The sequence below is a fragment of the Cupriavidus sp. OTU4054 genome (genome assembly GCF_038440175.1).
Lineage (GTDB): Bacteria > Pseudomonadota > Gammaproteobacteria > Burkholderiales > Burkholderiaceae > Cupriavidus > Cupriavidus pauculus_D.
In genome coordinates this window covers 33,960-49,819 of sequence record NZ_JASATF010000005.1, presented here as the reverse complement: position 1 = coordinate 49,819, position 15,860 = coordinate 33,960, and the positions used below count along the sequence as shown (strand labels likewise).

Annotated in this window: 18 protein-coding genes; 15 read left to right on the top strand and 3 right to left on the bottom strand. The window is 68.0% G+C overall.

Annotated elements, in window-relative coordinates:
- The first annotated feature begins 37 nt into the window (after window positions 1-37).
- The 13 genes from AAHB16_RS08120 to AAHB16_RS08060 all read left to right on the top strand — a co-directional run bounded on the left by AAHB16_RS08120 (window position 38) and on the right by AAHB16_RS08060 (window position 12,134).
- Window positions 38-652 (top strand): A24 family peptidase, encoded by a 615-nt coding sequence (locus tag AAHB16_RS08120; protein WP_342050588.1) that lies wholly within the window; start codon window positions 38-40, stop codon window positions 650-652.
- 61 nt (window positions 653-713) lie between these two features.
- Window positions 714-896, top strand: a complete 183-nt coding sequence (locus tag AAHB16_RS08115) for a hypothetical protein (RefSeq protein ID WP_342050587.1) — start codon at window positions 714-716, stop codon at window positions 894-896.
- A gap of 117 nt (window positions 897-1,013) precedes the next feature.
- Window positions 1,014-1,853, top strand: a complete 840-nt coding sequence (gene cpaB / locus AAHB16_RS08110; RefSeq protein WP_150370925.1) for a Flp pilus assembly protein CpaB — start codon at window positions 1,014-1,016, stop codon at window positions 1,851-1,853.
- Between the two features lie 32 nt (window positions 1,854-1,885).
- Window positions 1,886-3,826 (top strand): type II and III secretion system protein family protein, encoded by a 1,941-nt coding sequence (locus AAHB16_RS08105; protein WP_342050586.1) that lies wholly within the window; start codon window positions 1,886-1,888, stop codon window positions 3,824-3,826.
- Window positions 3,827-3,854: 28 nt separating this feature from the next.
- Window positions 3,855-4,157 carry a hypothetical protein gene (locus AAHB16_RS08100; protein ID WP_150370924.1) on the top strand — a complete coding sequence of 101 codons (303 nt, stop codon included), beginning with the start codon at window positions 3,855-3,857 and terminating at the stop codon, window positions 4,155-4,157.
- 24 nt (window positions 4,158-4,181) lie between these two features.
- Window positions 4,182-5,390: an AAA family ATPase gene (locus tag AAHB16_RS08095; protein WP_342050585.1), complete on the top strand. Its 1,209-nt coding sequence runs from the start codon at window positions 4,182-4,184 to the stop codon at window positions 5,388-5,390.
- Window positions 5,391-5,426: 36 nt separating this feature from the next.
- On the top strand, window positions 5,427-6,839 hold the full coding sequence (locus AAHB16_RS08090) for a CpaF family protein (protein ID WP_342050584.1): 1,413 nt from the start codon (window positions 5,427-5,429) through the stop codon (window positions 6,837-6,839).
- A gap of 12 nt (window positions 6,840-6,851) precedes the next feature.
- Window positions 6,852-7,835 carry a type II secretion system F family protein gene (locus AAHB16_RS08085; RefSeq protein WP_150370921.1) on the top strand — a complete coding sequence of 328 codons (984 nt, stop codon included), beginning with the start codon at window positions 6,852-6,854 and terminating at the stop codon, window positions 7,833-7,835.
- Window positions 7,836-7,865: 30 nt separating this feature from the next.
- The gene (locus tag AAHB16_RS08080) at window positions 7,866-8,822 is read left to right on the top strand and encodes a type II secretion system F family protein (protein WP_342050583.1); all 957 of its coding nucleotides are present in this window, start codon (window positions 7,866-7,868) and stop codon (window positions 8,820-8,822) included.
- A gap of 33 nt (window positions 8,823-8,855) precedes the next feature.
- Window positions 8,856-9,332, top strand: coding sequence for a TadE/TadG family type IV pilus assembly protein (locus AAHB16_RS08075; protein ID WP_150370919.1), 477 nt, complete (start codon window positions 8,856-8,858; stop codon window positions 9,330-9,332).
- Complete coding sequence (locus AAHB16_RS08070; RefSeq protein WP_342050582.1) at window positions 9,332-9,964, top strand: TadE/TadG family type IV pilus assembly protein; 633 nt, start codon at window positions 9,332-9,334, stop codon at window positions 9,962-9,964. The genes AAHB16_RS08075 and AAHB16_RS08070 overlap by 1 nt, the downstream gene beginning before the upstream one ends.
- 25 nt (window positions 9,965-9,989) lie before the next feature.
- Window positions 9,990-11,297 (top strand): vWA domain-containing protein, encoded by a 1,308-nt coding sequence (locus AAHB16_RS08065; RefSeq protein ID WP_150370917.1) that lies wholly within the window; start codon window positions 9,990-9,992, stop codon window positions 11,295-11,297.
- Between the two features lie 48 nt (window positions 11,298-11,345).
- Complete coding sequence (locus AAHB16_RS08060; RefSeq protein WP_342050581.1) at window positions 11,346-12,134, top strand: metallophosphoesterase; 789 nt, start codon at window positions 11,346-11,348, stop codon at window positions 12,132-12,134.
- A gap of 41 nt (window positions 12,135-12,175) precedes the next feature.
- Here the strand turns inward: AAHB16_RS08060 and AAHB16_RS08055 are convergent, their stop codons facing one another.
- The 3 genes from AAHB16_RS08055 to AAHB16_RS08045 form a co-directional block, all read right to left on the bottom strand.
- The gene (locus AAHB16_RS08055) at window positions 12,176-13,012 is read right to left on the bottom strand and encodes an anti-sigma factor family protein (protein WP_342050580.1); all 837 of its coding nucleotides are present in this window, start codon (window positions 13,010-13,012) and stop codon (window positions 12,176-12,178) included.
- A complete protein-coding gene (locus AAHB16_RS08050; protein ID WP_342050579.1) occupies window positions 13,009-13,569 on the bottom strand; it encodes an RNA polymerase sigma factor in 561 nt (186 codons plus the stop codon). The genes AAHB16_RS08055 and AAHB16_RS08050 overlap by 4 nt, the downstream gene beginning before the upstream one ends.
- Before the next feature lie 91 nt (window positions 13,570-13,660).
- The gene (locus tag AAHB16_RS08045; RefSeq protein ID WP_342050578.1) at window positions 13,661-13,864 is read right to left on the bottom strand and encodes a hypothetical protein; all 204 of its coding nucleotides are present in this window, start codon (window positions 13,862-13,864) and stop codon (window positions 13,661-13,663) included.
- Here AAHB16_RS08045 and AAHB16_RS08040 point away from each other — a divergent pair.
- Both AAHB16_RS08040 and AAHB16_RS08035 read left to right on the top strand, forming a co-directional pair.
- Window positions 13,864-14,286 (top strand): DUF305 domain-containing protein, encoded by a 423-nt coding sequence (locus tag AAHB16_RS08040; RefSeq protein ID WP_342050577.1) that lies wholly within the window; start codon window positions 13,864-13,866, stop codon window positions 14,284-14,286. The genes AAHB16_RS08045 and AAHB16_RS08040 overlap by 1 nt on opposite strands.
- A 44-nt stretch (window positions 14,287-14,330) precedes the next feature.
- The gene (locus tag AAHB16_RS08035; RefSeq protein WP_342050576.1) at window positions 14,331-15,842 is read left to right on the top strand and encodes a YncE family protein; all 1,512 of its coding nucleotides are present in this window, start codon (window positions 14,331-14,333) and stop codon (window positions 15,840-15,842) included.
- The last annotated feature ends 18 nt before the right edge of the window (window positions 15,843-15,860 follow it).

Genomic DNA, 15,860 nt, shown 5'->3' with positions numbered 1-15,860 from the left:
CCGTGCTTCATCGTTCAACGATTGAAAGGATCGCATCATGGCCATCGAACCCGTCAGCTCGCTGTCCCGCCTGCTGGAGCCGCTCGCCGCGCTCGCCGGCATGGCCACCGCCGGACAGCTGGGCCGCTTCGATGCGCTGACCGCCATCGGCCTGCTGGCACTGGTGGGCACGGCCGCCGTGACCGATTTCCGCAGTCATCGTATTCCGAACCGGCTCGTCGCCACGGGCGCCATCGCGGCCCTTCTGCTGCAGATCGCGCTGCATGGGGCGGGCCCTGGCGCATGGCTCTGGTTCACCGGCCTCGCGGCCGGCATCGCGCCCTTCGTCGTGCTGTACCTCGTCAGCGCGGTGGGCGCGGGCGACGCAAAGCTGATGGCCTGCGTGGGCGCGTTCGTCGGCCCCGAGACCGCTCTCGAGATTCTGATCGCCACGCTGCTGTGCGGCGGGGCGATGGCAGTGTGGACCATGGTGATGCGCCGGCACGTGCGCCGCACGATGGCCGGGGTGATGGGCACGCTGCTGTGGCTGCCGTTCAGCTGGCGCGCCGGCAGCGAAGGCACCGCGCAAACGAACATAACGACCACCGCGCGGCTGCCCTATGCAGTCGCCATCGCGGGCGGCGTCCTGCTGGTCATGACGGGCGTCCTCTGACGCCGGCCACCGACGGGCATTCGACAGGCAACACAGGGAAGTCAGGAACGGGAGAAACATCATGGCCAGGTCAGACCGCAACGCACGCAACACACGCAAGGACGGCGACAGCAACACCAGCGACGCCACCGCCGCCAGCCAGCGCCCCTGCCCCTCCCGCTTCTGGAGCCGCTCGCCGCAGAGCGAGGCGCCGCTGCAGGCGGGCCGCCACATGCGGCAGCTCGCGGGCCGAATGTTCCGCTAGCGCAGCGACGCTCGCCCGCATTACCGCACCACCGCATCACGACCATGGCGCGCCGGCAACCGGCGCGGCCAGGGCGGCGTGCATGCGTTCGCACCGACAGACCGGAGGGACCTTGAAATGAGAAACGTACGCACACTGGTGATGCTGCTGGTCGCAGCCCTCGCGGGCCTGGCGGCGGTAGTGATGGCCTCGCGCTGGATGGTCCAGCAGAGCGCCGGCAGCACCACCAAGGTCGCGGTCGCTACCGCCGACATCAATCTCGGGCAACGCCTCGCGCCCGAGTTCGTCAAGCTCGTCGATTGGCCGCGCGAAAGCCTGCCGCCGGGCGCGATGCGCGACGTCGCCACGATCGACGGCCGCGTGACCAAGGCAAGTGTGATGCGCGGCGAGCCGATCCTCGAGTCGAAGCTCACGCCCGCGGGCACCAAGGGCGGCCTCTCGGCCGTCATTGCCGAAGGCAAGCGCGCGATCACCGTGCGCGTGAACGACGTGGTTGGCGTGGCGGGCTTCGCGCTGCCCGGCAGCTTCGTCGACATCATCGTCAATACGCAAAAGGACAAACCCGACGGCGCGCAACCCGAGCAATCGATCTCGAAGATCGTGCTCGAGAAGATCCTCGTGCTCGCCGTGGCGCAGGAAGTGAACCGCGACGAAACCAAGCCGAAGGTCGTCAACGCGGTAACCCTTGAAGTGTCGCCGGTCGAGGCGGAGAAACTCGACCTCGCGCGTAGCGTCGGCTCGCTCTCGCTCGTGCTGCGCAACCAGGTCGAGCAGCGCCCCGTCGATACGGCGGGCGCCACCAAGCGCAGCCTGCTCAACGAGCCCGTGGTGCAGGCCGCCGCGCCCGCGCCGGTCGTCCGTGCCGTGCAGGTGGTGCAACGCGTCGTCGAGAAAAAGCTCAACAGCCAGTGCGTCGGCGTGATCAGCGGCATGCAACAGAACCAGGAGTGCTTCTAAGCACCGTGTCCATATCCACCGGGGGAATCGAAATGAAAGCCAGCCATACGCCCGCGCGGACCCCACGGTCTACGCGCTCCACCGATCGCCCGCGCATGCGCCGGGTCCTGCGTACCACCACCCTCGCGAGCCTCGCGTTCGTCAGCGTCTGGCTGGCCAGCGAGCAGGTACAGGCCGCGGAGGAAGCGGCAGCGGCTTCGGCCGCCGCGGGGCAGCCGACACGCATCGCGGCGACGGGCCCGATCCAGCTGACCATCGGCGCCGCCGCCGCACCGGCAGCACCGGCCGACGGCAGCATCAGCCGCGGCCCCAGCTGCGTCGGCGCCGCCGCCGAGCCCGAACAGGTCACCGTGCCCATCGGCAAGTCGCGCATGCTGCCGCTGCCCGAGCCCGTGCGCACGCGCACGCTCGGCAATCCAAGCATCGTGCAGGCGATGCTGGTCTCGCCGCAGACACTCTATGTGCTCGGCCTCGACGTCGGCACCACGAACATGATCGTGCAGGGACGCAGCGGCCGCTGCACGGTGATCGACGTGACGGTCGGTGCCGATCCGGCCGGCCTGCAGTCCGCGCTCCACTCGCTGCTGCCGCAGGCACGGGCGGTGCGCGTCTCCGCGGCGGCCGACAGCCTCGTGCTGTCCGGCAATGTGCCGGACGCGATCGTCGCGCAGCAGATCATGGATATCGCCAACGCCTTCGTGCAGCGCCAGAGCCGCAGCCCGCTGCAGGCGCCGCAGCAGCCGATGGGCACGCCGGCGCCCACGCCGGGCACGCCTGGCATGCCGATGATGCCGGCCATGGCGATGGGCGGTGCGATGGGCGGTGCAATGATGCCGATGGCCAACAACCTTGCCGCCACGAGCAACGGCGGCATGCCCGTTCGCAACCCGCGCATCATCAACATGATGTCCGTCGATGCCCCGCAGCAGGTGATGCTCGAGGTGAAAGTGGCCGAGGTGTCGAAGACGCTCATCGACCAGCTCGGCGCGGCCGCGAACCTGCAGGGCGCGTTCGGCAGCTGGTCGTTCGGCCTGCTCGCGAACTTCCTCTCGGGCGCCTCGGGCGTGATCACCGGCTCGAAGGCGAACAACCTGCCCTTCCAGGTCGCGATCGACGCGCAGAAGGGCGACAGCCTTGTCAAGATCCTCGCCGAACCGAACCTGATGGCGATCAGCGGGCAGGAAGCGAGCTTCCTCGCCGGCGGCAAGGTCTTCATTCCCGTGCCGCAATCGACGTTCGGCGGCGTGACCTCGATCGTGCTGCAGGAAGAAACCTTCGGGGTGGGCCTGCGCTTCACGCCGACGGTGCTCGCCAACGGGCGCATCAACCTCAAGGTGGCACCGGAAGTCTCCGAACTGTCGCCGACGGGCGTCGCGCTCACCGCGCCGAACCTGTCCGGATCGACGATCCTGCCGCTGATCAATACGCGACGCGCGTCCACCACGCTGCAGGTGATGGACGGCCAGAGCTTCGCCATCGGCGGCCTGATCAAGAGCGGTGTGACGGGCAGCCTCAAGGGACTGCCCGGCGCGAGCGAGCTGCCGATTCTCGGCAACCTGTTCCGCAGCACGAACTTCCAGCAGGACCGCAGCGAACTGCTGTTCGTGGTAACGCCGCGTCTGGTCAAGCCGCTGCCGGCCAACTATCCGATGCCGACCGATTCGTTCGGGCCAGTGACGCCGGGCGAGGTCTTTATCAACGGCAATATGGAAGGCCACCCGCGCACGCCGCCGATGGTCGTGCCGCAGCCGCAACCGATGCCCACCCCCGGCAGCGCCCTGCCCCCGACCACATCGATCGCGCCGGCGCCGGCAACGGTCAACACGGTTGCGGACCCTGCCGTCACCGCAACGCCGCTGGCACCGACGCCGCAGCAACCGGCGAGCGGCGGCTTCACACCGACGGCCGCGCTGCCGCCCTCCGCGCCCCCCGCCACGGCGTCCTCGCTGGCGGCGGCCAGCAGCACGCAGTAGTCCGCACGGCATCGTCAAGGAGACCGACATGAACTCACGTCCCATCGCCACCGCCCTCACCGTCCTCGGCGCGCTGCTCACGCTCGGCCTCGGGGGCTGCATGAACACCTCGCCCGTCTGGGACGCGCACTTCGGTGACGCCGTGCGCACCGTGCGCATGATGCAGACGCTCAATCCCAATGCGCCATACAACCCCGACCCCGTCACGGGCGTCGATGGCCGCGCGGCCACGTTCGCCATGGACCGCTACAACCAGTCCTTTCGCAATCCGCCGACCGACACCAATGCGTACGTGATCGGCGTGGGCGGCGGCAGCGTGGGTTCGCCCTGAACTTGCATCCAACGGAGATTCGCCATGGCAAAGCTTATCCTGGTGTCGGCCGACGACACCCGCGCACGGCAGATGCTGGCGCTGGCCCAGCAGGCCGACATCCAGCGCCAGCCGCAGCTCGTGTGCGCGGAGCCCGCCAAGGCGCTCGCCATGGCCGGCCTGATCCACACGTCGGATTTCCTCGTGCTGCAGGCGGACGAGTTCGACGCCGACGTGCTCGAACGGCTGCGCCAGCGCTTTCCGGAACCGGGCGACGTGCCCTGCATCCTCGTCACGCCGGCGCCGACCGCTGACCTGCTGATGCGCGCGATGCGCATGGGCGTGCGCAGCGTGCTGCGCTGGCCGCTCGACCCGCGCGAATTCCACGCCGAGCTCTGCCGCGTGGCCGCGCGCACGCCGGCCGAGATGCAGGCCGAGGCGCGCACCATCTCGTTCTCCTCGTGCAAGGGCGGTGCCGGTACCACCTTCGTCGCGGCGAACTTCGCGCATGCGGTGGCCGCGCTGCGCGGCAAGCGCGTGCTGCTCGTGGACCTCGTGCAGCAGTTCGGAGACGCCGCGTTCGTCGTCACCGACAAGAAGCCGCCCGCCACCATTGCCGATATCTGCCAGCAGGCGGGCCGGCTCGATCTCGCGCTGCTCGATGCATGCATCACGCATGCGCATCCGAATCTCGACGTGATCGCCGGCGCCGGCGATCCGGTCAAGGCCGGCGATCTCAAGGCCGCGCATCTCGAACTGATCCTCGACCTCGCGCGACCCGCGTACGACGTGCTCGTGTTCGACGTCGGGCAGGAGATCAATCCGTCGTCGATCATGGTGCTCGACCACAGCGACTCGATCCACTGCGTCACGCAACTGTCGCTGCCCTACCTGCGCGCGGGCCGCCATCTGCTGGACATCTTCCGTTCGCTCGGCTACCCGGCCGAACGCACGCAGCTGGTCGTCAACCAGTTCGATCGCCACGCACCCATCACCGGACGCACGCTCGAGGAAACCCTCGGCGCGCGCGTGGCCCATACGCTGCCGCACGATCCGAAGACCGCGCGCGAAGCGGCCAACCAGGGCGTGCCCGTGCTGCAGCTCGCGCCGCACAGCGCGATCTCGCGCGCGTTCACGCGCATGGTCGATGACATGTTCCCGCAGGCCGGCGCGCGCGAAGAAGGCTTGCTGTCGCGGCTGCTGGGCCACCGCGCCGCGCCGGCCCGGCCGCTCGCGCTCGGCAAGCAGGCCTGACGCCGCCACCGATCGAGACCCCCACGGAGAACCGCCATGTCCCTGCGCGCCCAACTGTTCGAGAAAGCCGGCGAGGCCATGCCGGACCATGTGGTGGCCGCCGATACCGGCACCGCGGCCAACGCCTGCCATCCGGGCGGCGGTAGCGCCCAGCCCCCCGGGTCGGGCGCCAACGCCGCCTACCAGCAACTCAAGCTCGATATCCACGCGGCCATCATCGAGCGCGTGGAACTGGAAAAGCTGCAGCGCCTCACGCCCGATCAGGTACGCCGTGAAATCGCGGTGCTCGTCGAGCGCATCATCGAGGAACGCAATATCCCGATCAACGAGGCCGAACGGCGCAGGCTCGTCTCCGACGTGCGCGACGAGATGCTCGGCTACGGTCCGCTGGAACCGCTGCTTGCCGATCCCACGATCTCGGACATCCTCGTCAACACCGCGAGCAAGGTCTACGTGGAACGGCGCGGCAAGCTCGAACTCACCGACGTGACGTTCCACGACGACGCGCACCTGCTCAAGGTGATCGACCGCATGGTCTCGCGCGTGGGCCGGCGCATCGATGAATCGAGCCCGATGGTCGATGCGCGCCTGCCCGACGGCTCGCGCATCAACGCGATCATCCCGCCGTCGGCCGTCGATGGCCCGCTGCTGTCGATTCGCCGTTTCGCGGTGAATCCACTGATGGTCAAGGACCTGGTCGAACTCCAGACGCTGACGCCGCCGATGGCGCAGCTGATCGAGGCGATGGTCAAGGCCAAGCTCAATATCCTGATCTCCGGCGGCACCGGCAGCGGCAAGACCACGATGCTGAACATCCTCTCGGGCTTCATTCCCGCCAGCGAGCGCGTGGTGACCATCGAGGACGCGGCCGAACTGCAGCTGCGGCAGGACCACGTGCTGCGGCTGGAAACGCGTCCGCCCAACATCGAGGGCCGTGGCGAGATCACACAGCGCTCGCTCGTGCGCAACGCGCTGCGGATGCGCCCGGACCGCATCATCCTCGGCGAAGTGCGCGGCGCGGAAGCGCTCGACATGCTCCACGCGATGAACACCGGCCACGAAGGCTCGCTCGCCACGATCCACGCGAACAGCCCGCGCGACGCGCTCACGCGCCTCGAGAACATGGTCAGCATGGCGGGCCTCTCGCTGCCGCCGCGCACGATGCGCCAGCAGATCACGTCCGCCATCACGGTGATCCTGCAGGTATCGCGGCTGACCGATGGCCGCCGCAAGCTGCTGAGCATCCAGGAAGTCACGGGCATGGAGAGCGACGTCGTCAACATGCAGGAGATCTTCACGTTCAAGCGCTCGGGCGTCGATGCCGACGGCCGGGTCAAGGGCTACTTCTGCGCGACGGGCGTGCGGCCGCACTTCTCGGACCGGCTCGCCGCGTTCGGGCTGTCGGTGCCCGAGCGGCTCTACGAGCCTTCGGTACGGTTCGACGTCTGATCGGAGACCGCCATGGACAACACGCTGATCGGCTTCGCGCTGTCGCTCTTCATCGCCATCGTCGTGATGCTCGCGCTCGGCTATCAATGGTGGATGCGCCGCCATAGCGCGGCCGCGCGCCGCTTCGACCGCCGCCTGCGCGCAGTGTCGGAAGCGAGCTGGCAGGAAGACGGCAACGGTGCCGGCTCCATCGTCAAGGACCGCGCGTTCAGCCGCTCGCCATTCGTCGCGGCGCTGCTCGAGCGCATGCCGCGCATCCACGCGCTGGACCGCATGCTGATGCAGTCGGGGCTGCGGTGGAACGTCTCGACGTTCACGACCATCACGTTCCTGCCGCCGGTGGCGCTGTGGCTGCTGGGCCGGCTGCTGGGCGTGCCCGACCTCATGCTGACCGTCGCCTGCCTCGGCTGGCTCGTGCTGCCGTTCTGGCACGTGCAGCGCCGCCGCGCGCGCCGGCTCGCACGCATCGAGATGCAGTTGCCCGAGGCCGCGGACATGATCAGCCGCGCGCTGCGCGCCGGCCACTCGTTCTCGAGCGCGCTCGATATGGCCGGTGCCGAATTGTCCGATCCGCTCGGCGCCGAGTTCCGCACCACGTTCGACGAGATCAACTACGGCGCCTCGATGCACGATGCACTGACCAACCTGGCCGAGCGCGCGCCGCTGCCCGACCTGCGCTACCTCGTCATCGCGGTGCTGATCCAGCGGGAGTCGGGCGGCAATCTGGCCGAGATTCTCGGCAACGTCGCCTACATCATTCGCGAACGCATGAAGCTCATGGGCCAGGTGCGCGTGCTGTCGGCCGAGGGGCGGCTGTCCGGCATCATCCTCGCGTTGCTGCCGTTCGGGCTGGCGGGCGCGATGTACCTCGTGAACCCCGGCTTTCTCAAGCCGCTGCGCAACGATCCGGCCGGACCGTGGATCGTCGGCTATGCGCTGCTGCTGATGGCGCTGGGACTCGTGTGGATGCGCCGGATCGTGCGGATCCATATCTAGACACCGGGAGATCGCCATGAGGAGAGCGACATGAAAGTCGAACAGATCGCGGTACTGGTGCTGACGTTCGTGCTGGCCTTTGGCGCGGCGCTCGCGGCGATGTTGCTGCTCCAGCCCGATGCGATGCGCAAGCGCATCCAGGAGGCTTCGCGCGCCACGGCCGGGGAGGACGACACGCCGTCGGTCCTGCAGGACGAATGGCTGCAACGGCTCGCGCAGGCATCGAAGCCCCTCGCGAAGCTCGCCGTGCCGAAGGAAGGCTGGGACGGCTCGGTGCTGCGCACGCGCTTCATGAACGCCGGCTGGCGCAGCCCCGCGGCGATTCCCGTCTACTTCGCGGCCAAGACCGCGCTGGCACTTGCTTTCCCGCTTGCGGTGTTCCTCGCCACGGGCGGTGTGGTCAGCGAGGACAACCCGCGGCTGTTGCCCATCGCGATGCTCGCCGCGGCCATCGCGGGCTTCTACCTGCCGGACCTCGTCCTGCGCCGGCGCATCCGCCAGCGCAAGCAGGAAATCTTCGAGGCGTTCCCCGATGCGCTGGACCTGATCACGGTCTGCGTGGAGGCGGGCCTCGCGCTCGACGCGGCGCTGCTCAAGGTGGTGGAGGAACTGCGCAGCCAGCGCGGCGCGCTGGGCGAAGAGCTCGAACTGCTGGTGCTGGAGTTGCGCGCCGGCCTCTCGCGCGAAAAGGCACTGCGCAATCTCGCGCTGCGCACGGACGTCGATGACGTGGACATGCTGGTCAGCATGCTCGTTCAGGCGGACCGCTTCGGCACGAGCATCGCGGAGTCGCTGCGCGTGCAGGCCGATACGCTGCGCACACGGCGCCGACAGCGCGCCGAGGAATGCGCGGCGAAGATCGCGGTCAAGCTGCTGTTCCCGCTCATCTTCTTTATCTTTCCGTCGCTGATGGTCGTACTGCTCGGCTCGCCAGCGCTGCAGTTCTATCGCGCGCTCATGCCGTTCATGATGGGACAGGGCGGATAGCCGCCCACGCTGCCATGCAAAGGGGGGATTCCCATGACTGCCCGCATCCTTCGTCGCGCTCGCACGCGTGGCGCCAGCGCCGTCGAGTTCGCGCTCGTGGCCCCGTTGTTCTTCCTCACGTTCTTTTCCATCATCGACTTCAGCGCGATGATGTGGGCCAACCTCACCATGCAGCACGCGGTGCGCGAAGGCGCGCGCTATGCGGTGACGGGCCAGACCAACCTCGACCCCAACACGAGCAGCCAGCAGCGCTATCGCGCCGTGCTCGAGAAAATCCACGACAGTTCGCTCGGGGTGTACGACATGTCCGGCGCGCAGGTCACCACGCGGGTCAACGGTACCTCGCAGGCCAGCGGCGCGGGCATGTTCGGCTCGGCCGGCGACATCGTGATCATCGAGGTCACCTGCAACTGGCCGCTGCTCACCCCCGTCGTGGCCGCGTTCTACACCTCCACCGGCGGCAAGTACCGCTTTCGCGTGGCGGCCACCATGCGCAACGAGGCCTTCTGATGACTCACGCACGCACCCTCCGGACCCAGCGTGGCACGCAACGCGGCATCGCCGTGATCGAGTTCGCGATCCTGATGCCGATCTTCGTATTCCTCACGCTGCCCGTCATCGACTTCGCCCGCGCGATCCAGGCCAACCTCATCCTCGTCAACCTCACGCGCGAAGGCGCCAGCCTGGCCTCGCGCAGTTCGCAGACGCCGCAGGTCATCATGAACTCGCTCGCGCAGACCACGCCGCCGCTCGATATGGGCCGGCGCGGCATGATCTACGTGACCAAGGTGATGGGCAATGCCGAGAACTGCAACAAGTCCGGCACCAACTGCACGGTCCGCAATATCGTGCTCGAGCAATATCGCTGGACGGGCGGCTGGAGCATGGGCGGCAGCGCGCCCGCCAGCAAGACGTACGGCAGCTGCAGCCGCTGGGGCAACGACGGCAGCTGTTCGAGCCTGCCCTCGCCCGGCACCGGCTCGCCCACCGCCAACACGATGCCCGGCAAGATCGCCGACGGGCAGGTCATCTGGGTCGTGGAGTCGTACTACAGCTTCAACATGTTCTTCCAGGGTCTGGGCATCGGCACGCTGCGGATGCCGACGCTCGGCCCCAACCTGTATTCCTCGACGGTGTTCTGAGCGAAGCCAAGCGGCAGGAGGCACCATGAAACCCCTCTCCCCACGACATGCACGTCAGCAAGGCCAGATCACGATCATCGCCGCGCTGACGATGATCGGACTCGCGGGCATCGTCGGGCTGGCGGTGGACGCCGGCATGGCGTACGTCACCAAGGCGCGCCTCAACGCTGCCGTGGACTCGGCCGCCGTGGCCGCCGCGCGCGCCGTCACCAACGGCACGACGCAGGCCCAGCAGACCGCCTCGGCACAGCAGGCCGCCTCCGACTTCTTCCACGCGAACTTCGCCAACGGCTATCTGCGCGGCACGCCGTCGCTCAACACCCCGACCGTGCAGTTCGAACAGGGCAAGGTCACGATTTCGGTTTCCGCCACGAGCACGATGCCCCTCACGCTGCTCAAGGTCCTCGGCTTCAACAACGTCGCGGTCGCGGCCACGTCCACGACGATCCGCAAAGACCTCGACATGATCTTCGTGATCGACTCGTCGGGCTCGATGGGTCCGGTCTGGAGCACCGTGCGGTCCAATGCCAACAGTTTCCTGAACCAGTTCAGCCCGACGACCGATCGCGTGGGCCTCGTACATTTTTCATCGGGTGGCCTCACGGACATTCCCATCCGCACGTCGCAGCGGGGCTTCGACCGGCCCACGATGCAGACGACCATCACCAATATGAGCAACGGCGGCAACACGAACTATGCCGAGGGGCTCTGGCAGGCACGCGCGCAGCTCAACAGCATTCTGCAGACCAACCGGTCGAGCCTGCGCGTGGTGGTGTTCTTCTCCGACGGGCGGCCCAATACGATCGCGGCCACGTACCAGCTCAACGGCAATCGCACCTGCGCGGGCGGCATCACGGCGTCTTCCCCCACCGCGACGCCGAGCGGCTACTACACGTTCGACAAGCAGAACTCGACCATGGGCGGCAACTGCGACGCGGTCAATGGCAACAAGGCGCCGACGCAGATGCCCACCTACTACAACGTGCACAACGCGAACGATACCGAGTTCCTGATCGTCGGCAGCAAGCCCAACACGGTGACGGCCGCCACCAACGGCAACAATCTCGCGCGCAATGTCTACAACGCGGCGGCCAACGTACCGCTGGCCATGGCGTCGTCCATGCGCGACGCGGGCGTGTATATCTTCACGCTCGGCCTCGACGGCAACGGCGGCTTCGACGCGGATCTGCTGCGGAACATGGCCAATACCCCAGACGCCCCGTCTTACAACAACAAGCAGACAAGTGGCGTGTACTGCTACGCGGCCACGATCAACGACCTGCGTCCCTGCTTCGCGAAACTGGCCTCGGAGATCCTGCGCATTTCCAAATAGCTGTGGGAGAATCGGATGCCTGATCCTTCACGCATCCGGGAGTTGCCCATGAAGCTGCGCCTGCTCAGCGATCTCCACCTCGAGCACGACATGCCGCAGGACGTGCCCACCTGCGACGCGGATCTCGTGATCCTCGCCGGCGATATCGCCAACGGTCGCGAGGGCGTCGATTGGGCCGCGCGCACGTTCGACGTGCCCGTGGTCTATGTGCCGGGCAATCACGAGTACTACGAGAGCAATTTCGCGCTGGTCGATCGGCAGCTCGCGGCCGCGTCGGCCGAGTTCGGCCATGTGATCGTGCTCAACGAGGGGGTGGCGGAATTTGCCGATCGCGACGGGACGCGTGTGCGCGTCATCGGCACCACGTGGTGGACCGACTACCAGCTGTTCGGCGCGGCGCGCTTCGACGACGCGATGGCGGCCTGCGCGAGCGTCATGGTGGACCATCGGCTGATCCACACGGCTTCGGAAGACGGGACGCTTCGGCGCTTTACGCCCGCCGATGCGCTGGCCCGGCACCGGCGCGCGACGGCATGGCTCGAGGCAACGCTCGCGCAGCCGTTCGACGGCAAGACCGTCGTGGTCACGCATCACGGCCCCGATATCGGCAGCCTCGATGCGCGTTATGCGCACGATATCGTGTCGGCGGGCTTCCTCTCGCAACGGCCGGACCTGGTCATGCAGACAGATTTGTGGGTGCATGGGCATACGCATACGGGCTTCGACTACCGCATCGACGATGCCCGTGTGGTCTGCAACCCGCGCGGCTACCGGTCGCGGCGGACGGGGGAGATGGAGAACCCGCGGTTCGACTGGAACTACGTCGTGGAGATCTGAATCGGACAGCGCTGAAGCGTCGGAGAGCGCTGAAGCGCCGGCTAACGCTTCCTGTTCGCAATCTGCTCATGCACGTCGTGCGACAACTCGAGCAGCACGTCGCGGCCGATGCCGCCCGATACGGCATAGCCGAAATCGCCATCGATCCAGTAGAACACATTGACGGACCCATCCTGATAGAGCCGGAACGCGGTCGTGCCACTGTCCGCCTTGCGCCGCGACACGCATAGCGTGATCCGCTGCCCCTGCGCATCGCGATACATGAACTGGGCGACATCGCCATTGGCATCGGGCAGCAGCCGCCCGCCCACGAGTTCGAACCCGCTGCGCGTGAGCATCGGCGGATGCACATCGGTCCCGAGCCGCTGCGCGAGCCAGTTCACGAAGTCCTGCTCGTGCCCGCCATCCATCGCCGTCGGCCGCACGATATCGGGCATGAACACCACATGCGCGAGCGCCGCGCGGCGCGCGAAGCCCGACGAGGCGTCGCCGCCCTGCGACGCCACCACCACGCGCGACGACGGCCCGCCGCTCATGACGCCGCCCATGACGCCACCCATGCCGATGCCGATCCCTACGCCGAGCGCCAGCATCGCGGCCATCGCAAACGCCACGGTCATCCGCGACCGGCGCCGCGCATTGGCGGCCGGCCATAATCGCCGCGGCACGGCCTCGTCGAGCACGGCGTCGTATCGCGCATGCAGCAGGCGCTTCTGCGCAAGGTAGTCGTCCACGCGCGCCACGAGCACCGGATCGGACTCGAGCGCGCGCTCCACGGCCGCCCGCCGCTCGGCGGACAGCTCGCCATCGACATAGGCATGCAGTTCGAGTTCGCCGATGGCCGCGTCGGCCGGGCCCGTTGGTCGTTCGTCGTTCATCGCACCACCCTCAGTTTCGTCGCGGCGCCCTGCCCGAGGTCGCCGGCTTCTCCCGCCATCAGCGCGCGCAGCCGTTCGCGTCCGCGCGACAGGCGCGACATCACGGTGCCCAGCGGAATGCCGAGCGTCTGCGCCACCTCGGCATAACTCATGTCCTCCAGACCGACCAGCAGCACCACCTCGCGCTGTTCGGCCGACAGCTTTGCCAGCGCCGCGTCGAGGTCGCGCAACTCCAGCGCGCGCGCCTGGCCGTCGGGGGTCCCCGCCAGGCCGGCAAACCCCGCAGCGTCGATGGCGGCATCGAGCACATCGCCCTCCATCGCCACATGCGGCGCGCGCGCGGATGCCCGCCGCGCCTGGTTGGCGTGGACGTTATGCATGATCGCGAACAGCCATGCGCGCGCATCGCCGTCCGGCCGGTACTGGTGCGCATGGCCGAGCGCGCGTTCGAGCGTGTCCTGCACGAGATCGTCGGCCAGTTCCCGGTTCTGGATCAGCGCACGCGCGTAGCGGCGCAGCCGCGGCACATGGTCGATCAGGACATCCCGGATGTTCATCGTCGGTTTCCGTTGGCGGCGGCATCGAGCCGCCCTTACCCGAGGCATACACGGGCAGCCGCGAGTTTATTCCAGCGTGCCGGCAAATTTTTTATTTGCGCCACGTGGCGGAATAAGCGCGTGGCGGCCGTGTATACCCGGCAACAACCCCGATGGAGAGATCCCATGCCACGACGCGCGAACGCATCAGGCCCGAAAGCACCAGTCCCGACAGCACCAGTCCCGACAGCACCGGTCCCGACAGCGCCAGCCCCGAGAACAAGACGGCCGCGAAGCCTGCTGGGCCTGCTGGCATTGCTGACGCCGCTTGTCGTCCTTCCTGCCTTTGCGGCGCCGCCCGCCGGCGAGGCGGCTTTCATCGCCGAGAACGATGCCGCCATGGCCAGGATGATGAAAGACATGGACATCCAGCCCACCGGCGACATCGACCGCGACTTCGTCGCCATGATGACGCCGCACCATCAGGGTGCCATCGAGATGGCGCAGGCCGTGCTGCGCCATGGCAAGAACGAGCAGCTGCGGCGCATCGCGCAGGAAATCATCGTCGATCAGCAGCAGGAGATCGCCGCCATGCAGCTCGCGCTCGGCCAGCCGGCCCCGCCATCGGCCCCGGCCCCTACCGCGCCGGGTGGGTCGGCTCCGACCGCGGCACCGGCGGCCGCCACCGCGCCATCGGGCACGCATTCCCACGCGATGTCCATGTCGCATCACGACTGACGCGTCCTCTTGCACACCCATACATCCCAACGACCCAAGCCCCGATGACACATCACCCGCTTACCCGCCTCGCCGCCGCGCTCGCCGCTGGCATCGCCCTCACCGCCACCGCCGCCACCGCCTGGGCCGGCCAGGCCCCGGGCGCAGCCAGCGCCGCCGACATTCCCATCAGCCACCGCGACCGTCTCTACGCGGCCGAGCAGTTCTCGAACACGGTATCGGTCACGGACCCCGCCGATAACCGCCTGCTTGGCGTAATCCGCCTCGGCGATCCGTCCCCGGGCAACTTCAGCCCGCTCTATCGCGGGCAGGTGCTCGTGCACGGCATGGGCTTCTCCCCCGACCACCGCACGCTCGCCGTGGTATCCATCGGCTCCAACTCGGTCACGTTCATCGACACGCAGACCAATACGGTCAAGCACACGACCTACGTCGGCCGCTCGCCGCACGAGGCCTTCTACACGCCAGACGGCAAGGAGGTCTGGGTCACCGTGCGCGGGGAGAACTACGTGGCCGTGCTCGATGCGAACACGTTCGAAGAGAAGACGCGCATCGTCACGCCGGCGGGCCCCGGCATGCAGATCTTCTCGCCCGGCGGCAAGTACGGCTATATCTGCTCGTCGTTCAATCCCGAGACCAAGGTCGTCTCCGTGGCCGATCACAAGATCGTCGGCACCGTGAAGCAGGAAAGCCCGTTCTGCCCGAATATCGCCGCCTCGCCGGACGGCACGCAGGTCTGGTTCACGCTCAAGGATGTGGGCCGCACGCAGGTGTTCGATGCCAGGCCGCCGTTCGCGCCGATCCGGACGATCGACACCGGCCCGATCACCAACCATGTGAACTTCGCGCGCACGCCCAACGGAACGTTCGCCTATATCACCGTCGGCGGCCTCAACGTGGTCAAGGTCTTCCGCACCGACGACTTCTCGCAGGTGGCGACGATTCCGGTCGGCAAGCTCCCGCACGGCGTGTGGCCCTCGGCCGATGGCACGCGCATCTATGTGGGCCTCGAGAACGCGGACGCGCTTGCCGCGATCGATACCGCCACGCAGCGCGTGGTCGCCAATGTGCCGATCGGCCAGGCGCCGCAGGCCATCGCCTACGTGCCAGAGGCGGTGCCCGAAGGCGACGGCACGCAGAACCTGCAGCCGCTCGGCGTGGCCGGGCAGGTCTCGCATCTGACGCTCGCGCCGGCCGGTGCCAGCGCGGCCGCGGCCCCTACCAGCGTCTCGCTGTTCGATCAGGGCCTCGTGCAGGTGCTGCAGGCATCGGTGACGGGTCTGCAGCCCAAGGCGCCGTATGTGCTCGCGCTGGCCGACAACGCCGACGGCAGCGGCAACGTGCAGCCGCTCGCGTCGTTCATGACCAATCCCGCGGGCTCGGCCATCGTCAATTCGATCGGCCCGATCCGCCAGGTGGTGACGCCGGACCACGCGCCGACCCACGCGCCGACCCACGCGCCGACCAATCCTGCGACCGACAAGCGCCGCTACCTGATGGTGGCGCCGCAGGCCGACGGCAAGCCCGGCGCGCCGGTCCAGCTCCAGCAGCAATAACCGCACGCCAATGAAAAA

Bases quoted from the DNA above. Each gene is read 5' to 3' on its own strand.
- AAHB16_RS08120 (WP_342050588.1), top strand. From the start codon at position 38: ATGGCCATCGAACCCGTCAGCTCGCTGTCCCGCCTGCTGGAGCCGCTC.
- AAHB16_RS08115 (WP_342050587.1), top strand. From the start codon at position 714: ATGGCCAGGTCAGACCGCAACGCACGCAACACACGCAAGGACGGCGAC.
- cpaB (WP_150370925.1), top strand. From the start codon at position 1,014: ATGAGAAACGTACGCACACTGGTGATGCTGCTGGTCGCAGCCCTCGCG.
- AAHB16_RS08105 (WP_342050586.1), top strand. From the start codon at position 1,886: ATGAAAGCCAGCCATACGCCCGCGCGGACCCCACGGTCTACGCGCTCC.
- AAHB16_RS08100 (WP_150370924.1), top strand. From the start codon at position 3,855: ATGAACTCACGTCCCATCGCCACCGCCCTCACCGTCCTCGGCGCGCTG.
- AAHB16_RS08095 (WP_342050585.1), top strand. From the start codon at position 4,182: ATGGCAAAGCTTATCCTGGTGTCGGCCGACGACACCCGCGCACGGCAG.
- AAHB16_RS08090 (WP_342050584.1), top strand. From the start codon at position 5,427: ATGTCCCTGCGCGCCCAACTGTTCGAGAAAGCCGGCGAGGCCATGCCG.
- AAHB16_RS08085 (WP_150370921.1), top strand. From the start codon at position 6,852: ATGGACAACACGCTGATCGGCTTCGCGCTGTCGCTCTTCATCGCCATC.
- AAHB16_RS08080 (WP_342050583.1), top strand. From the start codon at position 7,866: ATGAAAGTCGAACAGATCGCGGTACTGGTGCTGACGTTCGTGCTGGCC.
- AAHB16_RS08075 (WP_150370919.1), top strand. From the start codon at position 8,856: ATGACTGCCCGCATCCTTCGTCGCGCTCGCACGCGTGGCGCCAGCGCC.
- AAHB16_RS08070 (WP_342050582.1), top strand. From the start codon at position 9,332: ATGACTCACGCACGCACCCTCCGGACCCAGCGTGGCACGCAACGCGGC.
- AAHB16_RS08065 (WP_150370917.1), top strand. From the start codon at position 9,990: ATGAAACCCCTCTCCCCACGACATGCACGTCAGCAAGGCCAGATCACG.
- AAHB16_RS08060 (WP_342050581.1), top strand. From the start codon at position 11,346: ATGAAGCTGCGCCTGCTCAGCGATCTCCACCTCGAGCACGACATGCCG.
- AAHB16_RS08055 (WP_342050580.1), bottom strand. From the start codon at position 13,012: ATGAACGACGAACGACCAACGGGCCCGGCCGACGCGGCCATCGGCGAA.
- AAHB16_RS08050 (WP_342050579.1), bottom strand. From the start codon at position 13,569: ATGAACATCCGGGATGTCCTGATCGACCATGTGCCGCGGCTGCGCCGC.
- AAHB16_RS08045 (WP_342050578.1), bottom strand. From the start codon at position 13,864: ATGCCAGCAGGCCCAGCAGGCTTCGCGGCCGTCTTGTTCTCGGGGCTG.
- AAHB16_RS08035 (WP_342050576.1), top strand. From the start codon at position 14,331: ATGACACATCACCCGCTTACCCGCCTCGCCGCCGCGCTCGCCGCTGGC.